Genomic DNA, 20,842 nt, shown 5'->3' with positions numbered 1-20,842 from the left:
TTATTTATATTTTTGATATACCACACAATGAATGTTTTATGATATTTACAATTGTAGGCTTGGTTATTTGTTTATATAGTATAAAAAACTTTCATAAAGGCTTTTTATGCTTTTTGGTCTTTAGATTAATTCTTGGATTAAATATTACAGTCTTTGTTTTGCCTGGTTTCCCTGTTGTGAGGCTGGATATGCTTATGTGCCTCTTTTTTATTTTGTTATTTTTGAAAAATAAAGAGAGGCTGTCAACTACAAAATGTGCATTCCCTTATAAGAAACCTTTTGTCTTTTTGTTTATATCTTGGTGTATTTCTAGTGTTGTGGCTTATATCGGTTTTTGGGGAGCATTACCTCAATTGATAGGGAACGTCTCAAAAGATCTAATTTTAATTTGGATGATATGGAAGGTGGTGTCAATTAAGGATATTCGTTTTTTACTTAAATGGTTCTCTGTTGTTTTTTTATTTGCTGCTACTTATGCTTTTTTTGAAAAGTTAACAGCTCTAAATCCTATTAGAGACTATGAGGTTAGTTTGGCTGGTGCGGCAGGTGTTGATTGGGCTTATAGTGTTGATGATGTTCGTGGGTATAGAGTTCAATCCGTTTTTGAACACGCTATAGGTGCAGGAGTAAATTTTATTTTATATATTCTTTTTGTACTAATACTTCTTGTAAAAATAGGAATTAAAACCAAGTGGAGAAATATACTTTATATAATATGTATATTATCTGCTATGGCTGCTATATTTTCTAATAGTCGAACTCCTATTTTATTTTTTGCAATAAGTTGTTTCTCTTTTATAAAAATAAAGAGTTTGAAAACTTTTAGGTTACTGGGTTTTGTCGTTTTATTAGCTTTATTTATAGCCCCATATTTGTCAGAATATTTTGATATATTTAAAACTATAATAACTCCTAATTCGGAAGAATCCCAATATGGAAGTTCTCCTGATTTAAGATTTAGACAGCTTGAAGCTGCTATTGCTCTTTTATATTTTTCACCATTATTGGGCTTAGGCTTTAATTATTATTTAACGATGAACAATGAATTTTCTTCTGAGTTGTTAGGGCGTGAGAGTATGTGGTTTTCAATATTACCAGAGTTGGGGATTATAGGAATTATTGCGAATCTCTATTTAGCTTATTTTTCATTGATAAAAATACCAATACAATATAAATCTTGGCCCGTTTTTTTTATATGTTTAGCTTATTGGGTAGTAGGTTCTATGACATCTCTACCTGGTATGAAAATGCATTTGTATTATATAATCATCTTTTTAATAATAAAAAATAGTCCGTTTTATAGAATTAAATATGAACTATAATATGTTTGATGTCAGTATAATTATTGTATGTATGAATAATCTATCTAATTTGATTCCATGCTTGGATAGTATTAAAAAATATACCTCATTGTCATATGAAACAATAGTTGTTGCTTATATGTTTAGTCCCGAAAATTTATCGTACATAAAGCAAAATTATCCATGGATAAAAATAATTGAAAGTAAAGAAATTAGAGGCTTTTCTGAAAATAATAATTTAGCAATAAAAATAGCAAAAGGAAAATATTGTTTTATATTAAATGATGATACAGTCTTTCCTATGCCAGTAGTAGACTTATTATTTGATTCGATAGAAAAATTGCCAGAATCTGTTGTCTGTATAAGTCCGGCAACTTATTTTAAAAATGATGAGATTCAAAGTTGTGGAAGACCTAGACATTCTTTTTTAACTTATTCTTTATTTCTTATGGGGTTATGGAAAGAACAAAAAATTAAATCTAAATATACCTACCAAACAGGTGTTTTTCAGACATATGATATTGTTGGCGCAGCATTTCTTTTTCGAACGGAAGTGCTGAAGGAATTGGGAATGTTTGATGAACAATATTTTTTTTGTCCAGAAGATATTGCTTTGTCTACCAAAGCAAATCAAATGGGGTATTTATTCTTTGTAGACTCAAACGTAAAAATATATCATATAGAAAATGCTACAGCAACTTTAGTTAAAACGGCAACATCGCCAGCGGCAGTAAAAGGAGAACTGAACTATTATTCAAACTCAAATTTTTTTAAATATTTCCTTTTAAGTATTCTAGTTGTTTTAAGATCGTTTTTAAAGTTATGTATAAATATTTATTTTTATATTTTAACGCATAATCAAAAATTTTACATAGATATACGTGCACATAGAAATATTATATATAGTGTTTTTGCTAATAAAAGTCCTAAGGATATTTTTGTTAAATATTATAATCAAATAAAAAAATGAAAGTAATTGTGAGAATGTCAGCTGGTTTAGCTAATAGAATGTTCCAATACAGTTATTACTTGTATCTGAAGGAAAAAGGATATAATGTTTTTTTGGATAATCTGTATAAACCATCAAAATGGAAAATGGAAGATATAAGTTGGAATGCAATATTTCCTAATGCGAGAGTTGAACAAGCATCAGTTTTTGATATTTATGTTTTGGGAGGTGGTTATGATATTATTTCAAAAATTCGGAGACACTATTTCCCTTTTACAACCCATGTTGAAATGCCCGAAGTATTTGATTTGGTGGCAGAAAAAGAATTACAATCAAATGTATATATTGCTGGAGCTTTTCAAAATGCAAATATGGTAGATGATGTTAAAGATCAAATTTATAAAGTTTTTGGCTTCAGTAATTTTACTGATTTTAAGAATCAAAATTTAGCAGTTAAAATTCAATCAGAAAATTCTGTTGCAATTCATATAAGGAAAGGAGAAGACTATTTATTACGTCGAGATTATCAAGGAACTTGCTCTGCTTCTTATTATCAGAATGCTATTGCATATATAAAGTCAAAGATCAATGAGCCCAAGTTTTATATTTTTTCTGATAATTGGGATTGGGTTAATAAAAATATTAAGGGGGTATCATATATAGCGGTTGATTGGAATCCTTGTATAGGATGGGGAAATCATTTTGATATGCAACTTATGAGTTTGTTTAAACATAATATTATAGCTAATAGTACATATAGTTGGTGGGGGGCTTATTTAAATAGAAATGATAATAAAATAGTTGTTTGTCCTAAAAAATGGTTTAATGAAGAAATGCAAAAATATCGAAATATAAATTCTTTAATAATTCCTGAAAAATGGATATCCTTAGAATAAAATTAATATTTCTTCAATGTAAATTTATCTTAGTAGCTTTCCTTAATGTTTCATACCATTTTATCCCTAATCCTTTGCGAAGTTCTTATTTGCGGTTGTTTGGTATGAGAATAGGAAAACGAAGTTGTATCCATCGTTACTGTAAATTTTTTCATGTTGGTAAATTTGTAATGGGTAAAAATTCCGTAGTGAATTTTGGATGCTATTTGGATAATCGTCGAGGAATTACTATTGGCAATAATGTAGGAATAGCTCATAATGTGAAGATATATACACTGGGACATAATATTGATAGCCCACAATTTGAAACTAAAGGTTCTCCTGTTGTAATAGAAGATGGAGTGTTTATTTTTTCTAATGCCATGATAATGCCTGGAGTCACATTACACCATAATTGTGTTGTATTGCCAGGGAGTATAGTGACAAAAGATGTGGAAGAAAATGCCATAGTAGGTGGTAACCCTGCAAAAATATTGCGAAAGAGGAATGTGATAAACCCTCCTAGTCAGTCTTATAATTATTGGTTTGCTCTTTAAATAAGGTGTAAAAATGGGGATATTATTCGTGCTAAAGACATTTGAAGTAGGAGGAGTAGAGATAGTTACCGCTTGCCTTGCTAATCAATTTGTTAAAAAAGGGTTTCGCGTTTCTATCACAGCTTTTAGTGATGCTAGTCATTCTATTATTAATATGTTGGATGAAAAGGTAAAAACCTATACACTTCGAGGATTTAGGTGTAGTAAGGAGAATATATCCTTAATGCGTTGCGTAATGTTGGAAGAACGAGTGCAGATAGTGATTAATCAATGGGGCTTACCATTTTTTCCACTAAGAACGGCACTTAAAGCAGCTAATGGATTGGGGGTGAAATTTATTTCAGTATATCATAACACTCCTGATAGAAACGGACGACTTCAAAGTATAGATGATAAATTAGCTCAAACGAATAATCCGTTGAAATGTATGTTATTGAATGTGTTGCGTAGTGTATTCTATGAAATAACAGCACAAGGGATGCGTTGGAATTATTATCATAGTGATCGTTATGTGGTATTGTCTCCTAGTTTTGTAGAGACGTTTAAAGCATTTACAGGTATTAGAACGACTACAAAATTAATAATACAGACTAACCCTGTAACCATTGATTGTGGTAGGTTTGAATATGATATTGCTAAGAAACAGAAAGAGATTTTATTTGTGGGGCGTTTAGATTTTTGTCAGAAAAGAGTGTACCGTGTAGTAGACACATGGGCGCAGTTGGAAAGTAGTTTTCCGGATTGGCATATGACGATTATAGGAGATGGTTCAGAACGTGAAAATGTAGAAGTGCAAGCTAAAAAATTATCTTTACAGCGTATTTCATTTGAAGGATTTCAAAGTCCTTTAGAATATTATAAGCGTGCATCGTTGTTGATTCTTACCTCTGAATATGAAGGATTTCCACTTGTGTTGGCAGAAGCAATGAGTTTTGGAGTGATTCCTGTAGTATATGGAAGCTATTCTGCTGTTTATGATATCATTTCAGATGGAGTGGATGGTATGATTTTACCTTATAATAAAAAAGGGTATGATACAGAATTTGCAACAGAAAAAATGAAAGAATTAATGTTGGATGCTGATAAACGTAATAATTTGGCACAAGCAGCCATAATAACCAGTAAAAGATATTCGGTGGAATCAATTGTAGATTCATGGAATAAATTATTTGCTAAATTGTAAAGGTTAACTTCTAATGAAAAACTCAGTTCGTTTCCTAAATCTTGATATCTTTTCTCTCACCCAAAAAGAGCTATTGGAGCAAATGGCTGAAGGTGTACTTTACACCCCCAACCTCGACCACCTAATAAAACTCCAGCGTGACAGAGAATTTTACGACATCTACCAGCGAGCGGAATGGATAGTATGCGATAGCCAGATCCTTTATCTTGCGTCAAAATTATTAAAGCGATCCTTACCGATGGCTATTCCGGGAAGCAGTTTCTTTACGGCATTCTATAATTATCATGCCAATAATCCTAATTGTAAAATTTTTCTGTTAGGAGCAGCCGAAGGAGTTGCTAAAAAGGCGATGGAGAATATAAACAGGAGAGTAGGGAGGCAAATAGTGGTCGGCGCTCATTCACCCTCTTACGGTTTCGAGAAGAACGAACAGGAGTGTGAAGAACTGATACGAATAGTCAATGAAAGTGGCGCTACTGTGTTGTTGGTTGGAGCTGGTGCACCCAAGCAAGAAAAGTGGATAGCAAAATACCGTAGTCGGATGTCTGGTGTAAAATTATTTATGGCCCTTGGCGCTACCATCGACTTTGAAGCCGGTAATATAAAGCGTGCTCCCAAACTAGTCCAAATCTTGGCGATGGAATGGTTCTATCGCTTCCTGAAAGAACCCAGGCGACTGTTCAGACGCTATTTTATAGATGATATTCAATTCTTTTATTATTTTGCAAAACAATTATTGGGGCTTTACAAAGATCCTTTTGCATAGTTTCCATAAACTATGTAAGGAAACAATGGGTAGGAGCAGAATGAAAGATATCAACCAAATCATCCCATTCAATACTAATAACACTATTGCTTGCAAACGTTTCATGGAAGCAAAGATAGATTGAATTCTCATAATAATGGGTAGAAAAATACGATTAATTTTAATATGCCTTATTGCGATTAGCTCGTTACAGAGTCAGGCACAGGCACTATACGGCACAACGGGACTTCTTCATGCCCCCACTGCCGAGATGCAAAAAGACAAGACATTTATGGTGGGAGGGAATGTGTTACATCTTGTTCCGTTGCAGTATCTTACCACCAATGAGATAAAATACACATTCAATTATTATCTGAACATAACCATCTTTCCTTGGCTTGAAGTGGGATACACCTGCACCATCAATTATGCAAATCATGGCTCCACTTATTTTCCGGAGCAGTCTTGGGGAAAGTACACCAATCAGGACCGTGCCTTCAATGCTCGCCTGCGGTTGTGGAAAGAAGGCTGGTGGAAGTCTTGGACTCCGCAGATAGTCCTTGGTCTGGACGATCCCACCTCGCATGAAGCATACGGCGGTGGGGCTATCAAGTTCGATGAGGACGGTATGCAGAACAATCATTTTACACGATATTATCTGGCGGCAACCAAACATTTCAGTTTCACCGGGGTAGGGACGCTGGGTGTTCACGCCGCATACGTGGATTACCGTGCCTGCTGGTTCCCTCATTACAGAAGGCCTGCCGCGGGGGTGAATTTCAAATTCAACCTATTGCCGGAAGACAACCTGGCGGTGAAAGCTTTGAACGGACTGGATCTGATGGCCGAATATGACGCTCGCACAGTGAACATCGGGGCACACTACCAGCTTTGGAAAGACCACATCAACCTGATTGCCGAACTGAACAGCGGGAAATATTTCTCCGGTGGCATTTATTTTAAAATCCATCTGAAATGATAAAAAAGATTATCCGATTAGGATCTTCGGAATAGATTTTACTCTACAACACTTTGAACATCGGATGCAAGGGAGATATTGTTGCAAGATTTATCGAGTCATATTTCATAGGCGTTAATTAATGAGAAACATTTTGGATATTATCATTATAAATTCTATATTCGCATAGAATTTATAACCGATATAATTATGGAAACTACAGTATTCAACCCCATACAGAGGCATTTGTTGGAAATGTTTTCTTACGATAAATCTCAGGAAGGTCTGGAAGAATTGAAAGAGATGCTCTGTCAATATTATTCCAAACGGATGAATACAAAGTTGGATGAACTTTGGGATAAGGGAATTCTTGACCAGAAAAAGCTGGATAAAATAGCTGAAATGGATATCCATTCATTAAAATAACGTCAAGGGCTAAGTTGGTTCTTGATACGAATTGTCTTATTCAAAGCATTCCCCAAAAGAGTCGTTACCATGTCTTGTGGCAATCCTTTGTGGACGGAACGAACAAGCTCTGTGTATCCAATGAAATATTGGAGAAATATATAGAAATTCTGCAAAGACTTACCGACAATGAAACGGCGGAATATGTGGTGAAAACCATATTGAACAGTCCGTTTGTTGAATTGATAACTCCATTCTATCACTTTAATCTGATTACAGTCGATCCTGATGACAATAAATTTGTGGATTGTGCCATTTCGGCCAATGCTCACTACATTGTTACCAATGACCATCATTATGATGTGCTGAAAGATATCGATTTTCCCAAAGTGAATGTTGTAAATATTCAGCAATTCTGTATTTATCTGTCACAAGAAAAATAATTTTTGAGTAAAAAGGAGGATTTATAGTTGGAAATAAAATAACTATAACTCCATGCATCCTGGGTGCAAAAAACCGCCATAGAGGCAGTCTCCATGCAGAGGCGCTCTATGGCGGTTTCTCGTTTCTCCACGTTTACCGGGGAAAATTCCCGTTTCCGGGAAGCCGGGAGGTTACTCTTCCATCTTGAGCTTGCCCAGTTCTTTCAGGATGTGCTCCATGGCTTCTTTGTAAACTTCCGGTTTCTCCTTTTCCAGCCATTTCATCAGTTTGAAGTAAGAATTTGGAGTCACAATCTTGCCGTCTCGAATTTTGGTGGCGGTGGACCGGCCTATCGCACCTTTGTCGCCCAAGTTGTTGGGGTTTAAATCGTTTCTTCGCACGGCATTACCGATGCAGGTGCTGATGATCTCAAATTTTTTTCATGTTACTAAAAATTAAATTATTAAATAATGATTTGTAAACAGCATAAACATAGCTACTTACAAAATGTCTCGGCAAAGATAGGAAATGTTTATTAACAATTGCTTGTTTTTGTGAGCAACGCCCTATTTATATTTTGCGTTCCTTTGCGTTATATTTATACTAACACACAAAAGAAATGGATTATACAGAGCAGTTTATCCGGCTGAATTGCAGTTTGATGTCGGATTACAAAATGATGAAGCTGAATGCGGACATGAAATGCATGGGGCTGGGGTTGTATCTTGAAACGATATTGTTTCTGCGCAAACAGCAGGAATACAAACATGATTTTAATGAACTAGATTTGTTGGCCGATCAGTGGGGAGCTACCGTGGAAAATCTGCAACATCTTATTAAGGACTTCGATTTGTTTCTCATTACAGAGGACGGGTATTTCCGATGTCTGTATCTGGACGAGGTGATGGGATATCAGAGCAAACTTTCCGAGCAACGTGCTGCTGCCGGTAGTAAGGGAGGGAGAAGCAGTAAGAAAAGTACGGTGAAAGCATCTGCAAAAGCAACTGCGTCTACAGCGTCTGCAATAGGGAGGGGCAGAATCAACGAGGGGAAAAACGGTGATGCGTCCTGCATGGATAATAACAAGGAAGTCTACATGAAAAGCAGTGGTGCACCCAGTATGGATAGCAAGGAGAGAATTTATATGGAAAGCAGCAATGTAGATAGTAACAAGACTGTCTGCATGGAGAGCAGCAAGCCAATCCATTCGGATTATAATAAGGAAATCTACAAGGAAAACAGCACGGAAAGCAACGTGAAAAGTAGTGCGGAAAGTATGAAAAATACGACTGCAAAAAATACAAATGAAAATTCAGTCAAAAATGTGATTCAAAGTGTTGATAATGAGTGCTATGGAAAGAACTTGCAAGCAAGCTTTAAGCAAAGCTTTATAAGAGAAGAAAAGAATAGAGGAGAGAAGAAAAACAACAATAACAAAGAAAAAGAAATAATTGCTGTTGCTGCTGTTGATAAACTTCCCCGATTTTCCGAATTGTCCGAAACGATGCCCCGATGGGAACAATGCATCAATGAAGCTTTCATTACTCAGAGTTGGCTGGAGGCTGTGGGGATGATGTCAGGTTTGAAAGAACTCTTTTTGAACAATCTTTCTTTTATTCGTGATCTGTTCAAGAAACATGTCGTGGCACAAGGAAACACAGGAGGAATCACTTCCGTGTCCGAAGCCGAAGCTTATTTCGCCAACTACATCCGCCGAGAAAGGCCCACCCGTCTTTTTCTGGAAGAAAAGCTGAAAGAAAGGAGCAGGATGCAAAATGAATCGATATCACTTTCACCCTACGAAACGTACAATCCGCTGACCGGCGAACGTTCGTACTGCGGAGTGCTCCTTCCTGCCGGTGCACCACCGCGCCCCAACGGACGTGCCACCTGGGATAACCTGAAACAGAGCTGGATATGACGCGCGAAGAACATGCAGATTATGTGCGGTGGCTGAAAAGCCTGCCGCGCAGAAAGGACCATTTCCGTATGCCTTGTCCCGAATGTTCCGCAACGCGAAGCAATCCCAAAGATCCTTCGTTCAGTGTGCATATCACCCGTGAAGGAGGATGGGCGAAATGCTTTCATTGTGATTTCGCCATAGCGTGGAACGAGGACGAGATGTGGAAAAGAGAACAGAAACAACAAGACCGGGAACGGCAGAAACAGCAGAAGGATGCACCGCAGCACCGCAACACGTCGCAGCATCACGATGCAGCACCGCAGCACCGCAACACGTCGCAGCACCACGATGCAGCACCGCAGCACCATAACACGTCGCAGCACCACGATGCAGCACCGCAGCAACGCAACACGTCGCAGCACCACGATACAGCACCGCAGCAACGCAACACGTCGCAGCACCATGATACAGCACCGCAGCACCGTAACACGTCGCAGCATCACGATGCAGCATCGCAGCACCATAACACGTCGCAACGCAAGCCGCACATCCCCCTGCAACCGCCTGTACATTACGTATGCCCGGTAATCAATAAAAACAAACAAATTATGAATGGAGAAATGATGGAATACATGGTCGGCAGACGAGGTATTCCGATGGACGTCCTGACAAGGATGAAGATAGAGGAACGCTTGGAATTCCTGCCGCAGACCGGCAAGGAAGAAGCCTGCATCTGCTTCCCTTACCTGGAGGACGGAGTAATGAAAAACATGAAATTCCGGGATGCCGCAAAGCATTTCAAGATGGTGAAAGGAGCCGAGCTGATTCCTTGGAACATAGACGCCATAAAAGGGAAGGAAAAGTGCTACATCACCGAAGGCGAGATAGATGCCCTCAGCCTGATAGCCGCAGGACTGGAAGAGGTGGTGTCCGTACCCAACGGAGCCGGAGGCGCGAACCTTCAGTGGCTGGACCGCTTCGTGGAGTCGCACTTCGATGACAAGACGGAAATCATCCTGGCCATGGATACCGACAAGCGCGGAGTGGAGTTGCGCGACGAACTGGTGCGCCGCCTGGGCGTGGACCGCTGCAAGGTGGTGGCCTGGGGGGAAGGCTGCAAGGATGCCAACGAGTATCTGTTGAAGTACGATCTTCCGAGGCTCCGCCAGCAGGTGGAGCAGGCGGCGGAAATCCCGTTGGAAGGAGTCTTCTGCCCCATGGACGAATGGGATACGCTGATGGATATTTATTACAACGGAATGCCGGAGGGAGCCGATACGGGACTGGAGAATCTGGACCGGCTGATCAAGTTCGAGCGTGGTTTTGTGCTCACGGTCACAGGCGTTCCCGGCAGCGGAAAAAGCGAGTTTGTGGACGAAATTGCCATGCGCCTGCTCCTGCGCCACGATTGGAAGGTGGGCTATTTCAGCCCGGAGAATACCCCGCTGGCCTATCACTACCGCAAGCTGATACGCCGCGTGGTGGGCAAGCGTTTCGAACACAAGGGGATGCCGTTGCCGGAAGCCGGACAGGCCATCCGTTACCTGGCACAGAGTGTCTTCTCCATTATGCCGAAAGAGGACTTCTCGGTAGAGAGCGTGCTCCGCATTGCAGCCCAACTGGTGAGCCGGAAAGGAGTGAAGGTGCTGGTGGTGGACCCCTTCAACCGCTTCGAGCATCAGATTCCCGACTGGGAAACGGAAACGCAGTACATCAGCCGCATCTTCGACGAGTTCTCCAATTTTGCCGTGAAGCACAAGGTGTTGCTCATTCTGGTGGCGCACCCCACCAAGTTGCGCCGCGAACCGGGAAGCAAACGCTGGCCTGTGCCCACGCTGTATGATATCAACGGCTCGGCGGCCTTTTTCAACAAGACGGATTATGGAATGGTGGTAGACCGTAACGATGAACTGGGGCAGGTGCTGGTGCGTGTGGCCAAGGTACGTTTCGACCATCTGGGCGGACCGGGAGATGCTTTTTTCGCCTTCAGCACTTACAACGGACGCTACACCCCTACCGAGGAGAGGACCTTGGATCATAATCCGCCCGAACCGAAGTGGGAGCATACCAATTTCCTGACAGAGAAGCTGAAGCCCGAACAGCAGGGCCTGGGGTTTAATGAGGGGGAATGAAGTAGTTGAATGTTGCTGTTCCTGAATAACTTGGGGATAGGAGAAGGGAGATGTCAAAACAAAAAGGACAGCCCCGAAAAGTTACAGATAGTAATTATAACATGTAAAAGGATCGTATCAAGCTCTGTATGGAGTAATGATACGACCCTTTCTTTAGTCTTTTAGGATGCTCAAATTTCAGATTATAAGTTCATGTTTTCAAAAACTGAGTTTTGACACCCGCTTTTTAGGTCTTGTAGTTACAATCTGTAACTTTTCGGAGTAGTCATTTGATTTTGACATACCCCCTTTAAAAGTTGCTTACAAGTAGATCATGTTGCCGGCAGGTTTTACTGATTACTGACCATTCCTCAGTGATCACTGATCATTCCTCATTAATCACTAGCCATTAAAATCCTCTCCACCGTTCCCGTTTTATCTCCTCGCACTGCCGTCGCTGCCATGCGGGCATTATTTTCTCCAGCTCTTTCAGTTTCCATCCTTTCATAAAACGTATTTCGTCTTTCTCCTGCTCCGTGCACAGGCTGATGCGCAGCAGTTCGGGATAGAGCACCTGTATATGGAAAATCTTGGCTCTCCACAGCAGCATGGACATCTGCCAGGGGGTGAGGGCATGGATGCGGTTCAGGGTGAGTAGCATTTCCAGATAATGACGGTAGAAGGCTTTGTCCACGGTCATGAGTTGGTTTATCAGATAGTTCATTTTTATTATTGTTAAATGAAAAGATTAGTTGAATGGATAGTCAGGAAATCAAAGCGGAGGAAAGGAATGCTATCTTTGGAGAAATCATCCTTGGATACGGTATCTTTGGAGAAGCCTCTTTGAAAACAAACGGTTCTCATTGGGAACCCTATCTTTGGAGAAATCATCCTTGGATACAGTATCTTTGAAGAAGCCTCTTTGAAAACAAACAGTTCTCATTGGAAACCCTATCTTTGGAGAAAGCTTCCCTTAAAAGCGGTATTCCTTTACAGCATCAAAACAAGGGCACGGTTTCACGGGATTCAGGTCATGATGCCCCACTATCAACGCTTTGGGGAACAGGAGGCGCAGCTCGCGCAGCAGTGCCAGCATACTTCCCTTCTGCATCAGAGTACGCGTATCGGCAGGTGTGCAGTCCGCCGAGAGTCCGCCCTCATAGCAGATGCCGATAGAATGCCGGTTGTGGTTCTTGCAATGCGCTCCCACCTTTTCCAGAGGTCGTCCGCGGTGAATCTCTCCGTCGCGGGTGATATAGAAATGGTATCCTATGTCCGTGAAACCCCGGTGGCGGATGTGGTCCTGGCGGCAGGTCTCAAAATCCAGCCTCCGCCCCTCAGGGGTGGCGGAGCAGTGGATAATAATCAGGGTGATGGTTCTCCTGTTCATCAGATGCAGGCGTTCAGGCCGAGTGCGCCGGCAACGGCGGTGGCTACGGTGATAATTACTTTCAGAATCAGTGTCCAGGTGTTTTTCTTTGTTCTTGAACTCATTGGAATTTTGTTTTAGAGGTTGATAATAAGTGAATTGTAATGGAAGCCAAGGGCTGAATGTGCCCCAATGAAAAACGGCTTGTCATAGGGGCACATTCAGCCCTTTAGCGTCGTGTCTTGCCTCCGTCGTACAGGAGTTCCGTCAGGCCTGTCCTCCGTTTTCCGGCTCCTTCGCCTCTCCGGTAAGATCCACACTGGTCTTTCCGGCTTTCAGCGCCTTCACCACCAGTCGGGCCGCCTTGCGCGTGGCCACCAGATTGAACACAGCTTCCTCCTGCAAGTTCTGGAAACGTGTTCCGGCACTCCAGTTCACATTCAGCTTTCTGACATGGATGGCAGGATTGTAGTCGGCAGCGCTTTCCGCTCCTATACTGTTGATGCTGATGGAGAAATCCCCCAAGTCGCCCAGCTGTATCTTCTGTCCTCCCAGAAGCTGTTCCCTCATGCAGTCCACTGCCATGGTGAGGATAGCCACGATGTCCGCACGCTTGTACACACAGCCGTGGCTGGCAATGTGCTCGGCAAAGCGGTTGATGTCCATCACTTCCGAATACTGTGCACTGGCGTAGGCCTTCTTGGCGGCGTCCACGTCCATCGGATTGCTACGCATAACGATACTGTAATTTACCATAGTCTGTTAAAATTAAAAGTTGATAATTGAGAATTAAGAAACACTGTTGCCGGGGAATGAAGTAAGTCAGCCGTCAGTCACTGCCCATTAACCGTCTGCCACTGGTTGCCGACTGCTGAAAGAACCCTATCTTTCACATGTAAGATCCTATATCTTACAGCTGTAAGATTATAGATCTTTCGCCTTCATCGTCCCGACATTACAAAGATACGATGTGCGGATTCCGGAAAGTTGATTCCGGTGGATTGTGGTTGATAACAGTTGATTCTAGTTGATTATTGTTGGAAAAACATTCTTTCTTCTCGTCCGTTTTTCGTACTTTTATGGAAGTAAATAAAAAGTATGGAATGTATGGAGAATTTTGAGATACGCACGTACGGCCGCACCGAACTGGCCCTGTGTTATTTCCCGGATTTGAATCCGCAGGTGGCTTACCGTAAGTTGCAATATTGGATTGACTATTATCCTCACCTCAGGGAGGAGCTGGAGAAGATGGGCAGTGGTTTGAGTTGCCGTACCTATATGCCGGCTCAGGTACAGCTGATTGTGGGGGCGATAGGGGAGCCGTGAAAGGGGATTGTGATGGGTGTGCAGCCAAATAAAAAGAATAGCTTCTCCAATTACGTAATCGATATTGCAAGTGAACGACCGGTTCGTGTTGACAGTCGCATTGAAAGATTGGCAAGGTTGATATATGTGAATGAAAATGACACGAATGACGCCAATCAGAGATATAAACCCAATTTGCGCCATTCGTGTCATTCACATTCTGGATAAAGAACGGAATAGAACCTCTATTCCCGTATTTCCCCCTTATGCACCAGCATTTTCACCAGTGTCCGTTTGGAACTGTGCGTGTCCGAAACCCATAGCACAGAGTCGTTTTGCGCATAGATGCGGGCAGGCTGGGAAAAAGCATATCCTTTTACAGTTTTTATTTTCTTGCTCCATTCGTTGGACTGGCGTTCGTATATGTTGATGGCATCATTATCGCCGGTAGCATACCAGCGGTCGCCGCACAACGCCAGTGTCTTGGGCTTGAAGCCGGGCGACAGGGAAAGATCGTCCAGATCGATGGAAGCGTCGTTTGCCATATCATCGTTGACCAGTGCCGGATCGAGCACCCGTATTTTCTTTCCTTCATAATCCGTGAGCAGCAGATGCCCTTCCGCATCGGGCTGCATGGAATGGCTGGCAAAGCCGTTGTTGCCCGGACTGCCGTTGCCGGATGCCCGGCGGTAGCGGTTCACCTTCTGGTAATTTTCCGGGGTGGCATCCTCCTCTTTGTAAATGCTGACCATTCCGTTCTTGTCGCGTGCGAAAATCAGCCCGTCCTTTACCGTCATGGCCTGTGCCTGGAATACGGGGCCGCTCCATTGCCCGTTGCCTATGCAGGTGAGGTAGGACAGTTCCGGCAACCGGAATACATGGATGCGCGACTGGCGTTCGGCCACATACAGCCGGTTGCCCGACGGGACGATGGCCTCTATCTGACTTCCGAAACTCTTCTCCCCGCCGTCGTGCTGCCAGCTCTGCAAGGTTCCCAGCCGTTCACCTTTCTTTATACTGAACAGCAACAGGCTGCTGCCTGCCTTTCCGATGTTTGCGATGAAAAGGGTATCCCCCAGATGGGCGACGGTATAAGGGGTGAAATCCTCGGCCGTTTCCATGCCCAGGGTTTCCGCATCAATCAGTTGCGCCGCCTCATACGAGTAATACCAGTAACTGTTATAATCACCGTTTCCTTCTCCTTCCCCGTTTCCTCCGCCGGGAGCGGAGGGGTAGCCGCAGATTTCATCCAGGGTGACTTTGCTGCATTGTGCCGTCAGGACTCCGGACAGCACAATCAGGATATAAGCGTATATTTTCATGTTGTTCTTACTATATTATATAGGTATATATTTATTTCAGCTCACTCATGGGGATGGCGTAAACGCATGTCCCGTTTTTCACGCGGTCGGTGATGAACAGCGTGTGGCGGCGGATACAGAACTTCTCGGGTGCTTGCAGGGTGATGCCGCCGATGGTGGTATGGTCCTTTACGATCTCTCCTGTCCGGGGATTGACCTCACAGAACTTTTCTGTGCCGTTGGAACTTACAAACAGCCTTCCTTCGTAGAAATCCAAGTCGTAGGGTACATTTTTATAAGCCAGTTGCCCGGTACGTTTGGGGGAAACTCCTTCCCGTATCCCGTCGGGGGCGAACAGGTCTATGCGTTTGGCGGGATGGGTGGAGTAGAGCAGGCCGGTCTGTTCGTCCACTGCCATGCCGTAAGTGCCGTTTGTCTCGCCCAGATGTTCGGAACGTACATAAATCCGCGGAGTCACTCCGGACTGTATAGCCTGCTCTTCTACAAAGTTGACGTAGCGTTTGTCGTGTATCATGACCAGCCCTTTGTAGAGCAGCACATCGAAGGCATGTACGGTCTGCGTGGGCCCTGTTCCCCAGCTTCCATTGCCTATGCAGGTAAGGAACTGATGGCTCTTCGCATCAAAAATCTCGGTACGGCTTCCTTCGTGGGTGACATAAATCTTGTCGTGGGCACGGGTGACACCGTTCGGGCGGCCGCCGAATTTCCCGGTAACTTCTCCGTGCTTCCATTCCTTGATGCTTCCCAAGTGCTTCTTGCCGCTGCCGGCAAGGCCGAACACCTCTACGCTGTAATGGTTGTCCGCATCGTTCACGGCATACAGGGTATCTCCGTACACATATACATCCTTGGGGCGGAAGGTGGTTCCCGTAGCGCCGGGCAAGTCGGTATAATCCAGCTTGAACGCCACCGGCTCCCCGTCGTTTCCTCCCCGGTCGGTTTCTCCGCGCAGGGGAGACAGGCCACCGTCCAGCGCATCGAGTTCCGGATCTTCGATAATGTGTTTCGAAGCCACGTATATATCATCAAAATAACGGTTTCTGCTCCAGCGGGTGTGCAGGAAGCGGCGGGAATAGACGGGCAGCTCCTTGTCCAGCGACAGCGCCACATATACGTTGTTGCACAGGGTGATCCACCCCGGTCCCGTCTGTTCGTAGGTCATGTTTCCCGCATGGCCGTAGCCCACACAGTGGGCAAACTCGTGGAATATGGTTTCGGTGATGCTTTTGTCATCGGCATAGTGTTCCAGATAACACACTTCATGCATGCCGAAGGTGGTTCCTCCGCCCAGTCCCATCACGCCGGTGGTATAGCCGAAGGTCAGTCCGCGGTGGTTGAGCACGTTGGCCAGCAGGGCGGTCTTGTCTATTTCCGCCTTGTCATTGTTGCTGTGCAGCGGGCCGAACTCGTACAGGGCGGTCTTGAACCGTTCCGACGAGAACATATATCCCATGTTCAGCGCGATGGCCACCGCCTCACGCGTGTGCGAAGCCTTCATCTTGTACTTCCAGCTGTCCTGGGTGTCACTGTATCTGCCGAAGGCGATGTACCATTTGCAACGGATGGATTGCAGCCTTGCCCAGTACGGGTCGTCACACTCTACGGTGAAGGTCAGGTTTTCTTCCGTGAGGTAGGGGTTTGCCATGATCCGTATTTTCTTTCCGCTGCGGGTATAGGCGGTCAGGTCCTTGGTGGCGAACGGTATGTGTACCCGGAGTTGCTGGAAAGGCATGATCTTTTCCAGCGACATGAACTTGAATTCTTCCTCGTAACCGTCTATCCTGGCCCAGAAAGTCACGTTTTTCAAGGCTCTGGGACTATAGAAACGGAGTTGGAAACAGTGCTCGTCGTCCATTCCGAACTGAAGAGGCTGGCTGACGTAGAAGCTGCGCTGGCTGGAGTCGAAATAAACATCCTGGGATTCATTGTCATTCAGCAGGTAATACGTGTTGTCCGGGTTATAATCCGTTTCGGCCAGCCGGACGGGCAATTCATTGTTTGCCACGTTTCCTTCTCCGGAAACCGGAAGTTCGTCCTCTTTGCAGCCGCCCAGCAGTAAAAGCATACCTGCTAAAATCAACAGGCTGGTGGAAAAAAGTTTTTTCATCGTCTGTCTTTATTAGAATTACATTTAAATTTGAAATAATCACTCTTTTGAAAAAGGGTTGCAAAAATAATTGTTTTAGATCAGATGAACAAAGAACCCGTATTGCATTTTATATGAGCCCCTGTTTTTTATGTTCTTTTGTTTTTCTGCCTTAAAAAAATAAATCCTATATTGTTGCCCTGGGCTTTGTTCATCGGAAAATATGCTGTATTTTTGTTATCCGAAATAAAGATGAAGATATGGCACAACCTTTAGCAGAACGTTTGCGTCCGAAGACATTGGACGATTATATAGGTCAGAAACACCTGGTGGGGCCGGGGGCTGTCTTGCGCAAGATGATTGATGCGGGACGCATCTCCTCCTTTATCCTTTGGGGGCCTCCGGGGGTGGGAAAGACTACGCTGGCGCAGATCATAGCCAACAAGCTGGAAACTCCTTTTTATACACTGAGCGCGGTCACTTCCGGTGTGAAGGATGTGCGCGATGTGATAGAGAAGGCGAGAAGCAACCGTTTTTTCTCGCAGGCCAGCCCCATCCTGTTCATTGATGAAATCCACCGGTTCAGCAAGTCCCAGCAGGATTCCTTGTTGGGGGCGGTGGAGACGGGAGTGGTGACCCTGATAGGCGCCACCACCGAGAATCCCTCGTTCGAGGTGATCCGGCCCTTGCTCTCCCGTTGTCAGTTGTATGTGTTGAAATCATTGGAGAAGGAAGATTTGCTGGAACTGCTGCATAATGCCATCGCAAAGGATGTGATACTGAAAGAAAAGAAGATAGAGCTGAAGGAGACGGATGCCATGCTCCGCTTTTCGGGAGGCGATGCCCGCAAGTTGCTGAACATACTGGAATTGGTGGTGGAAGCGGATGCGGATGCCGGAACCATTGTGATTACGGATGAGAAGGTGACCGAGCGTCTGCAGCAGAATCCGTTGGCGTATGACAAGGATGGAGAGATGCATTATGATATCATTTCCGCCTTTATCAAGTCCATCCGCGGAAGTGATCCGGACGGGGCGCTCTACTGGCTGGCGCGTATGGTGGAGGCCGGAGAGGACCCGGCTTTCATAGCCCGCAGGCTAGTCATTTCGGCAGCCGAGGATATCGGTCTGGCCAATCCCAACGCATTGCTCCTGGCGAACGCTGCTTTTGATGCCGTGATGAAGATAGGATGGCCTGAGGGGCGTATCCCGCTGGCGGAAGCTACGGTGTATCTGGCCACCAGCCCTAAGAGCAACTCGGCATACGAGGGGATCAACAGCGCCCTGGAACTGGTGCGGCAGACGGGCAACCTGCCTGTTCCCTTGCATCTGCGCAACGCACCCACCAAGCTGATGAAACAGTTGGGCTATGGCAAGGATTATAAGTATGCACATGCCTATCAGGGCAATTTCGTGCAGCAGCAGTTCCTGCCGGACGAGGTGAAGGGCAGCCGCATCTGGCATCCGCAGAACAATGCGCAGGAAGCGAAGATAAAGGAACGGATGCAGAGCCTCTGGGGGGAACGGTTCAAGGAATGAAAATGAATAGCATTGATCCTGTGCTATAAAATTAAAAATTGGAACGCAAATGACATAAATCCAACCTTCCGGCCGGTTTATATCCATGCTGTGCAGCTGTTAATTTGCGTCATTCGCGTTCCAATCTAACCGAATAAATGAACAAAATATGAAATTTAATTTTTGAAAATATGAAAATAGTAGTTTTAGACGGTTACGGATTGAATCCCGGTGATTTGTCATGGGAGGAGATGCAGGCGTTGGGCGAGCTGACGGTATATGACCGCACGGCCCCTGCCGAGTTATTGGAGCGTTCTGCCGGAGCGGAAGTGCTGATTACAAATAAAACGGTGATTACGGCGGAGGATATGGCCGCTCTGCCCGCCTTGAAATACATCGGCGTGCTGGCTACAGGATATAATATTGTGGACATCCAGGCTGCGAAAGCGCGGGGCATCATTGTCACCAACATACCTGCCTACAGCACCGCTTCCGTTGCCCAGATGGTCTTTGCGCATATACTGAACATCACCCAGCGTGTAGGCCATTATGCCTATGCCAACCGTCACGGGCGTTGGGCAAATAATCCCGACTTCTGCTATTGGGATACCGACCTGGTGGAACTGGACGGGAAGAAGCTGGGAATCATCGGCTTGGGAAACACCGGACAGGCGACGGCGCGCATTGCTGCCGCTTTCGGAATGCAGGTATGCGCCTATACTTCCAAGCCGCAGTCACAACTTCCCGGAGGAATCCGGAAAATGGAGCTGGATGAGCTTTTCTGCGAATGTGACGTGGTGAGCCTGCACTGCCCCCTTACCCCCGATACCAAAGAACTGGTCAATGCCACCCGCCTGGCCCTTATGAAACCGACAGCTATTCTGATAAATACCGGCCGCGGTCCCTTGGTAAACGAGAAAGACCTGGCCGACGCACTGAACAAGGGCGTGATAGCGGCTGCCGGACTGGACGTGCTTTCTTCCGAGCCTCCCCAATATACCAACCCCTTGCTGACGGCGAAGAACTGCTTCATTACGCCGCATATCGCCTGGGCCACGAAAGAAGCCCGTGTCCGGCTGATGCAGATTGCGGTGGGGAACTTGAAAGGATTTATCAAGGGTGAGATTGTAAATAATGTGGCGGAATGAGAACAAAGGAAAAAGACGGGAAGAAAAGAAGGAGGTGAGAAGAATGGAGGAAGACAAGAATACGTTGGGTTTGCATCCGGAAGTTAGGGAAGAAGATAGAGTGGCAAAGGCTGTAGCTTTGTTCAGGGAAGGATATAACTGCTCCCAGTCCGTAGTGACGGCTTTTGCCGATCTGTATGGTTTCACCCGTGAACAGGCCCTGCACATGTCCGCCTCTTTCGGCGGCGGTATAGGGCGGATGCGTGAGACCTGCGGTGCTGCTTGCGGCATGTTCCTGCTGGCCGGGCTGGAGAAGTGCGCCGTCGAGGGGAAAGACCGTGAGAGCAAGGCGGCGAATTACGCTCTGGTGCAGGAACTGGCCGAAGAATTCAAGAAGCGGAACGGCGCCCTGCGGTGTGCCGATTTGCTGGGATTGTCCAGAAAAGAGCCGGTAGTATCCACGCCGGAAGCAAGGACGGAACAGTATTATGCCAAGCGTCCTTGTGCAAGAATGGTAGAGGAAGCGGCCAGGATTTGGAGCGAACACCTCGAAAAACAAAAAAAATAGGTTGAAAAATCGCTTTTTCTTATAGAAATACAAACTTTTTTGATGCAAAAGTGTTGAATAACATAATTTTGTGTATCTTTGCAAGCGATAAGAAACACAAACATTCACATAGGAATGTGTGGGTGCGGTTAACGTTTA

At 44.6% G+C, this 20,842-nt stretch carries 23 protein-coding genes; 16 read left to right on the top strand and 7 right to left on the bottom strand.

Annotated elements, in window-relative coordinates; translation table 11 throughout:
* Positions 1–38: 38 nt before the first annotated feature.
* The 9 genes from GKD17_RS14760 to GKD17_RS14720 all read left to right on the top strand — a co-directional run bounded on the left by GKD17_RS14760 (position 39) and on the right by GKD17_RS14720 (position 7,416).
* The gene (locus GKD17_RS14760) at positions 39–1,322 is read left to right on the top strand and encodes an O-antigen ligase family protein (RefSeq protein WP_007832462.1); all 1,284 of its coding nucleotides are present in this window, start codon (positions 39–41) and stop codon (positions 1,320–1,322) included.
* Complete coding sequence (locus GKD17_RS14755) at positions 1,312–2,271, top strand: glycosyltransferase (RefSeq protein ID WP_007832464.1); 960 nt, start codon at positions 1,312–1,314, stop codon at positions 2,269–2,271. Before GKD17_RS14760 ends, GKD17_RS14755 begins: the two co-directional genes overlap by 11 nt.
* A complete protein-coding gene (locus GKD17_RS14750) occupies positions 2,268–3,146 on the top strand; it encodes an alpha-1,2-fucosyltransferase (protein ID WP_007832465.1) in 879 nt (292 codons plus the stop codon). Before GKD17_RS14755 ends, GKD17_RS14750 begins: the two co-directional genes overlap by 4 nt.
* Before the next feature lie 104 nt (positions 3,147–3,250).
* Entirely contained in the window at positions 3,251–3,682 is a 432-nt protein-coding gene (locus GKD17_RS14745; RefSeq protein ID WP_235778213.1) for an acyltransferase, read from the top strand.
* Positions 3,683–3,695: 13 nt separating this feature from the next.
* Entirely contained in the window at positions 3,696–4,865 is a 1,170-nt protein-coding gene (locus GKD17_RS14740; RefSeq protein ID WP_007832468.1) for a glycosyltransferase, read from the top strand.
* A 13-nt stretch (positions 4,866–4,878) separates the two neighbouring features.
* Positions 4,879–5,631 carry a WecB/TagA/CpsF family glycosyltransferase gene (locus GKD17_RS14735; RefSeq protein ID WP_007832469.1) on the top strand — a complete coding sequence of 251 codons (753 nt, stop codon included), beginning with the start codon at positions 4,879–4,881 and terminating at the stop codon, positions 5,629–5,631.
* Between the two features lie 136 nt (positions 5,632–5,767).
* Positions 5,768–6,589 (top strand): YjbH domain-containing protein, encoded by an 822-nt coding sequence (locus tag GKD17_RS14730; RefSeq protein ID WP_007832474.1) that lies wholly within the window; start codon positions 5,768–5,770, stop codon positions 6,587–6,589.
* A gap of 189 nt (positions 6,590–6,778) precedes the next feature.
* A complete protein-coding gene (locus GKD17_RS14725) occupies positions 6,779–6,994 on the top strand; it encodes a hypothetical protein (RefSeq protein WP_032935542.1) in 216 nt (71 codons plus the stop codon).
* Positions 6,991–7,416, top strand: a complete 426-nt coding sequence (locus tag GKD17_RS14720) for a putative toxin-antitoxin system toxin component, PIN family (RefSeq protein WP_032935545.1) — start codon at positions 6,991–6,993, stop codon at positions 7,414–7,416. The genes GKD17_RS14725 and GKD17_RS14720 overlap by 4 nt, the downstream gene beginning before the upstream one ends.
* Positions 7,417–7,587: 171 nt before the next feature.
* On the opposite strand, the gene GKD17_RS14715 is transcribed toward GKD17_RS14720, so the two are convergent.
* The gene (locus tag GKD17_RS14715; protein ID WP_032940510.1) at positions 7,588–7,797 is read right to left on the bottom strand and encodes a hypothetical protein; all 210 of its coding nucleotides are present in this window, start codon (positions 7,795–7,797) and stop codon (positions 7,588–7,590) included.
* A 218-nt stretch (positions 7,798–8,015) separates the two neighbouring features.
* Between GKD17_RS14715 and GKD17_RS14710 the strand changes: the two genes are divergently transcribed.
* Together GKD17_RS14710 and GKD17_RS14700 are read left to right on the top strand one after the other, a co-directional pair.
* Complete coding sequence (locus GKD17_RS14710; protein ID WP_007832488.1) at positions 8,016–9,317, top strand: DUF4373 domain-containing protein; 1,302 nt, start codon at positions 8,016–8,018, stop codon at positions 9,315–9,317.
* Entirely contained in the window at positions 9,314–11,431 is a 2,118-nt protein-coding gene (locus GKD17_RS14700; protein WP_007832491.1) for a DnaB-like helicase C-terminal domain-containing protein, read from the top strand. The genes GKD17_RS14710 and GKD17_RS14700 overlap by 4 nt, the downstream gene beginning before the upstream one ends.
* Before the next feature lie 388 nt (positions 11,432–11,819).
* On the opposite strand, the gene GKD17_RS14695 is transcribed toward GKD17_RS14700, so the two are convergent.
* Positions 11,820–12,134: a hypothetical protein gene (locus tag GKD17_RS14695; protein ID WP_007832493.1), complete on the bottom strand. Its 315-nt coding sequence runs from the start codon at positions 12,132–12,134 to the stop codon at positions 11,820–11,822.
* 32 nt (positions 12,135–12,166) lie between these two features.
* Between GKD17_RS14695 and GKD17_RS14690 the strand changes: the two genes are divergently transcribed.
* A complete protein-coding gene (locus tag GKD17_RS14690; protein WP_007832496.1) occupies positions 12,167–12,322 on the top strand; it encodes a hypothetical protein in 156 nt (51 codons plus the stop codon).
* A gap of 61 nt (positions 12,323–12,383) precedes the next feature.
* Here GKD17_RS14690 and GKD17_RS14685 read toward each other — a convergent pair whose 3' ends face one another.
* The 3 genes from GKD17_RS14685 to GKD17_RS14675 all read right to left on the bottom strand — a co-directional run bounded on the left by GKD17_RS14685 (position 12,384) and on the right by GKD17_RS14675 (position 13,535).
* A complete protein-coding gene (locus tag GKD17_RS14685; protein ID WP_007832498.1) occupies positions 12,384–12,800 on the bottom strand; it encodes an N-acetylmuramoyl-L-alanine amidase in 417 nt (138 codons plus the stop codon).
* Positions 12,800–12,904 carry a smalltalk protein gene (locus tag GKD17_RS14680; RefSeq protein WP_005851569.1) on the bottom strand — a complete coding sequence of 35 codons (105 nt, stop codon included), beginning with the start codon at positions 12,902–12,904 and terminating at the stop codon, positions 12,800–12,802. Before GKD17_RS14680 ends, GKD17_RS14685 begins: the two co-directional genes overlap by 1 nt.
* Before the next feature lie 142 nt (positions 12,905–13,046).
* Positions 13,047–13,535, bottom strand: coding sequence for an HU family DNA-binding protein (locus GKD17_RS14675; protein ID WP_007832503.1), 489 nt, complete (start codon positions 13,533–13,535; stop codon positions 13,047–13,049).
* A gap of 351 nt (positions 13,536–13,886) precedes the next feature.
* On the opposite strand from GKD17_RS14675, the gene GKD17_RS14670 reads away from it, so the two are divergent.
* Positions 13,887–14,105 (top strand): DUF4248 domain-containing protein, encoded by a 219-nt coding sequence (locus GKD17_RS14670; protein WP_005841452.1) that lies wholly within the window; start codon positions 13,887–13,889, stop codon positions 14,103–14,105.
* Positions 14,106–14,329: 224 nt separating this feature from the next.
* Here GKD17_RS14670 and GKD17_RS14665 read toward each other — a convergent pair whose 3' ends face one another.
* Positions 14,330–15,406, bottom strand: coding sequence for a hypothetical protein (locus tag GKD17_RS14665; protein WP_007832507.1), 1,077 nt, complete (start codon positions 15,404–15,406; stop codon positions 14,330–14,332).
* A 31-nt stretch (positions 15,407–15,437) separates the two neighbouring features.
* Complete coding sequence (locus GKD17_RS14660; protein ID WP_007832508.1) at positions 15,438–17,513, bottom strand: hypothetical protein; 2,076 nt, start codon at positions 17,511–17,513, stop codon at positions 15,438–15,440.
* A gap of 239 nt (positions 17,514–17,752) precedes the next feature.
* On the opposite strand from GKD17_RS14660, the gene GKD17_RS14655 reads away from it, so the two are divergent.
* The 3 genes from GKD17_RS14655 to GKD17_RS14645 all read left to right on the top strand — a co-directional run bounded on the left by GKD17_RS14655 (position 17,753) and on the right by GKD17_RS14645 (position 20,704).
* Positions 17,753–19,030: a replication-associated recombination protein A gene (locus tag GKD17_RS14655; protein ID WP_007832511.1), complete on the top strand. Its 1,278-nt coding sequence runs from the start codon at positions 17,753–17,755 to the stop codon at positions 19,028–19,030.
* A 170-nt stretch (positions 19,031–19,200) separates the two neighbouring features.
* On the top strand, positions 19,201–20,157 hold the full coding sequence (locus GKD17_RS14650) for a D-2-hydroxyacid dehydrogenase (RefSeq protein WP_007832513.1): 957 nt from the start codon (positions 19,201–19,203) through the stop codon (positions 20,155–20,157).
* Between the two features lie 43 nt (positions 20,158–20,200).
* Positions 20,201–20,704, top strand: a complete 504-nt coding sequence (locus GKD17_RS14645; protein WP_032933280.1) for a C-GCAxxG-C-C family protein — start codon at positions 20,201–20,203, stop codon at positions 20,702–20,704.
* Positions 20,705–20,842: the final 138 nt, after the last annotated feature.

Source organism: Phocaeicola dorei (assembly GCF_013009555.1).
Taxonomy (GTDB): domain Bacteria; phylum Bacteroidota; class Bacteroidia; order Bacteroidales; family Bacteroidaceae; genus Phocaeicola; species Phocaeicola dorei.
Note: the sequence above shows the minus strand (reverse complement) of the source record. Positions and strands in the feature narration are given on the sequence as shown.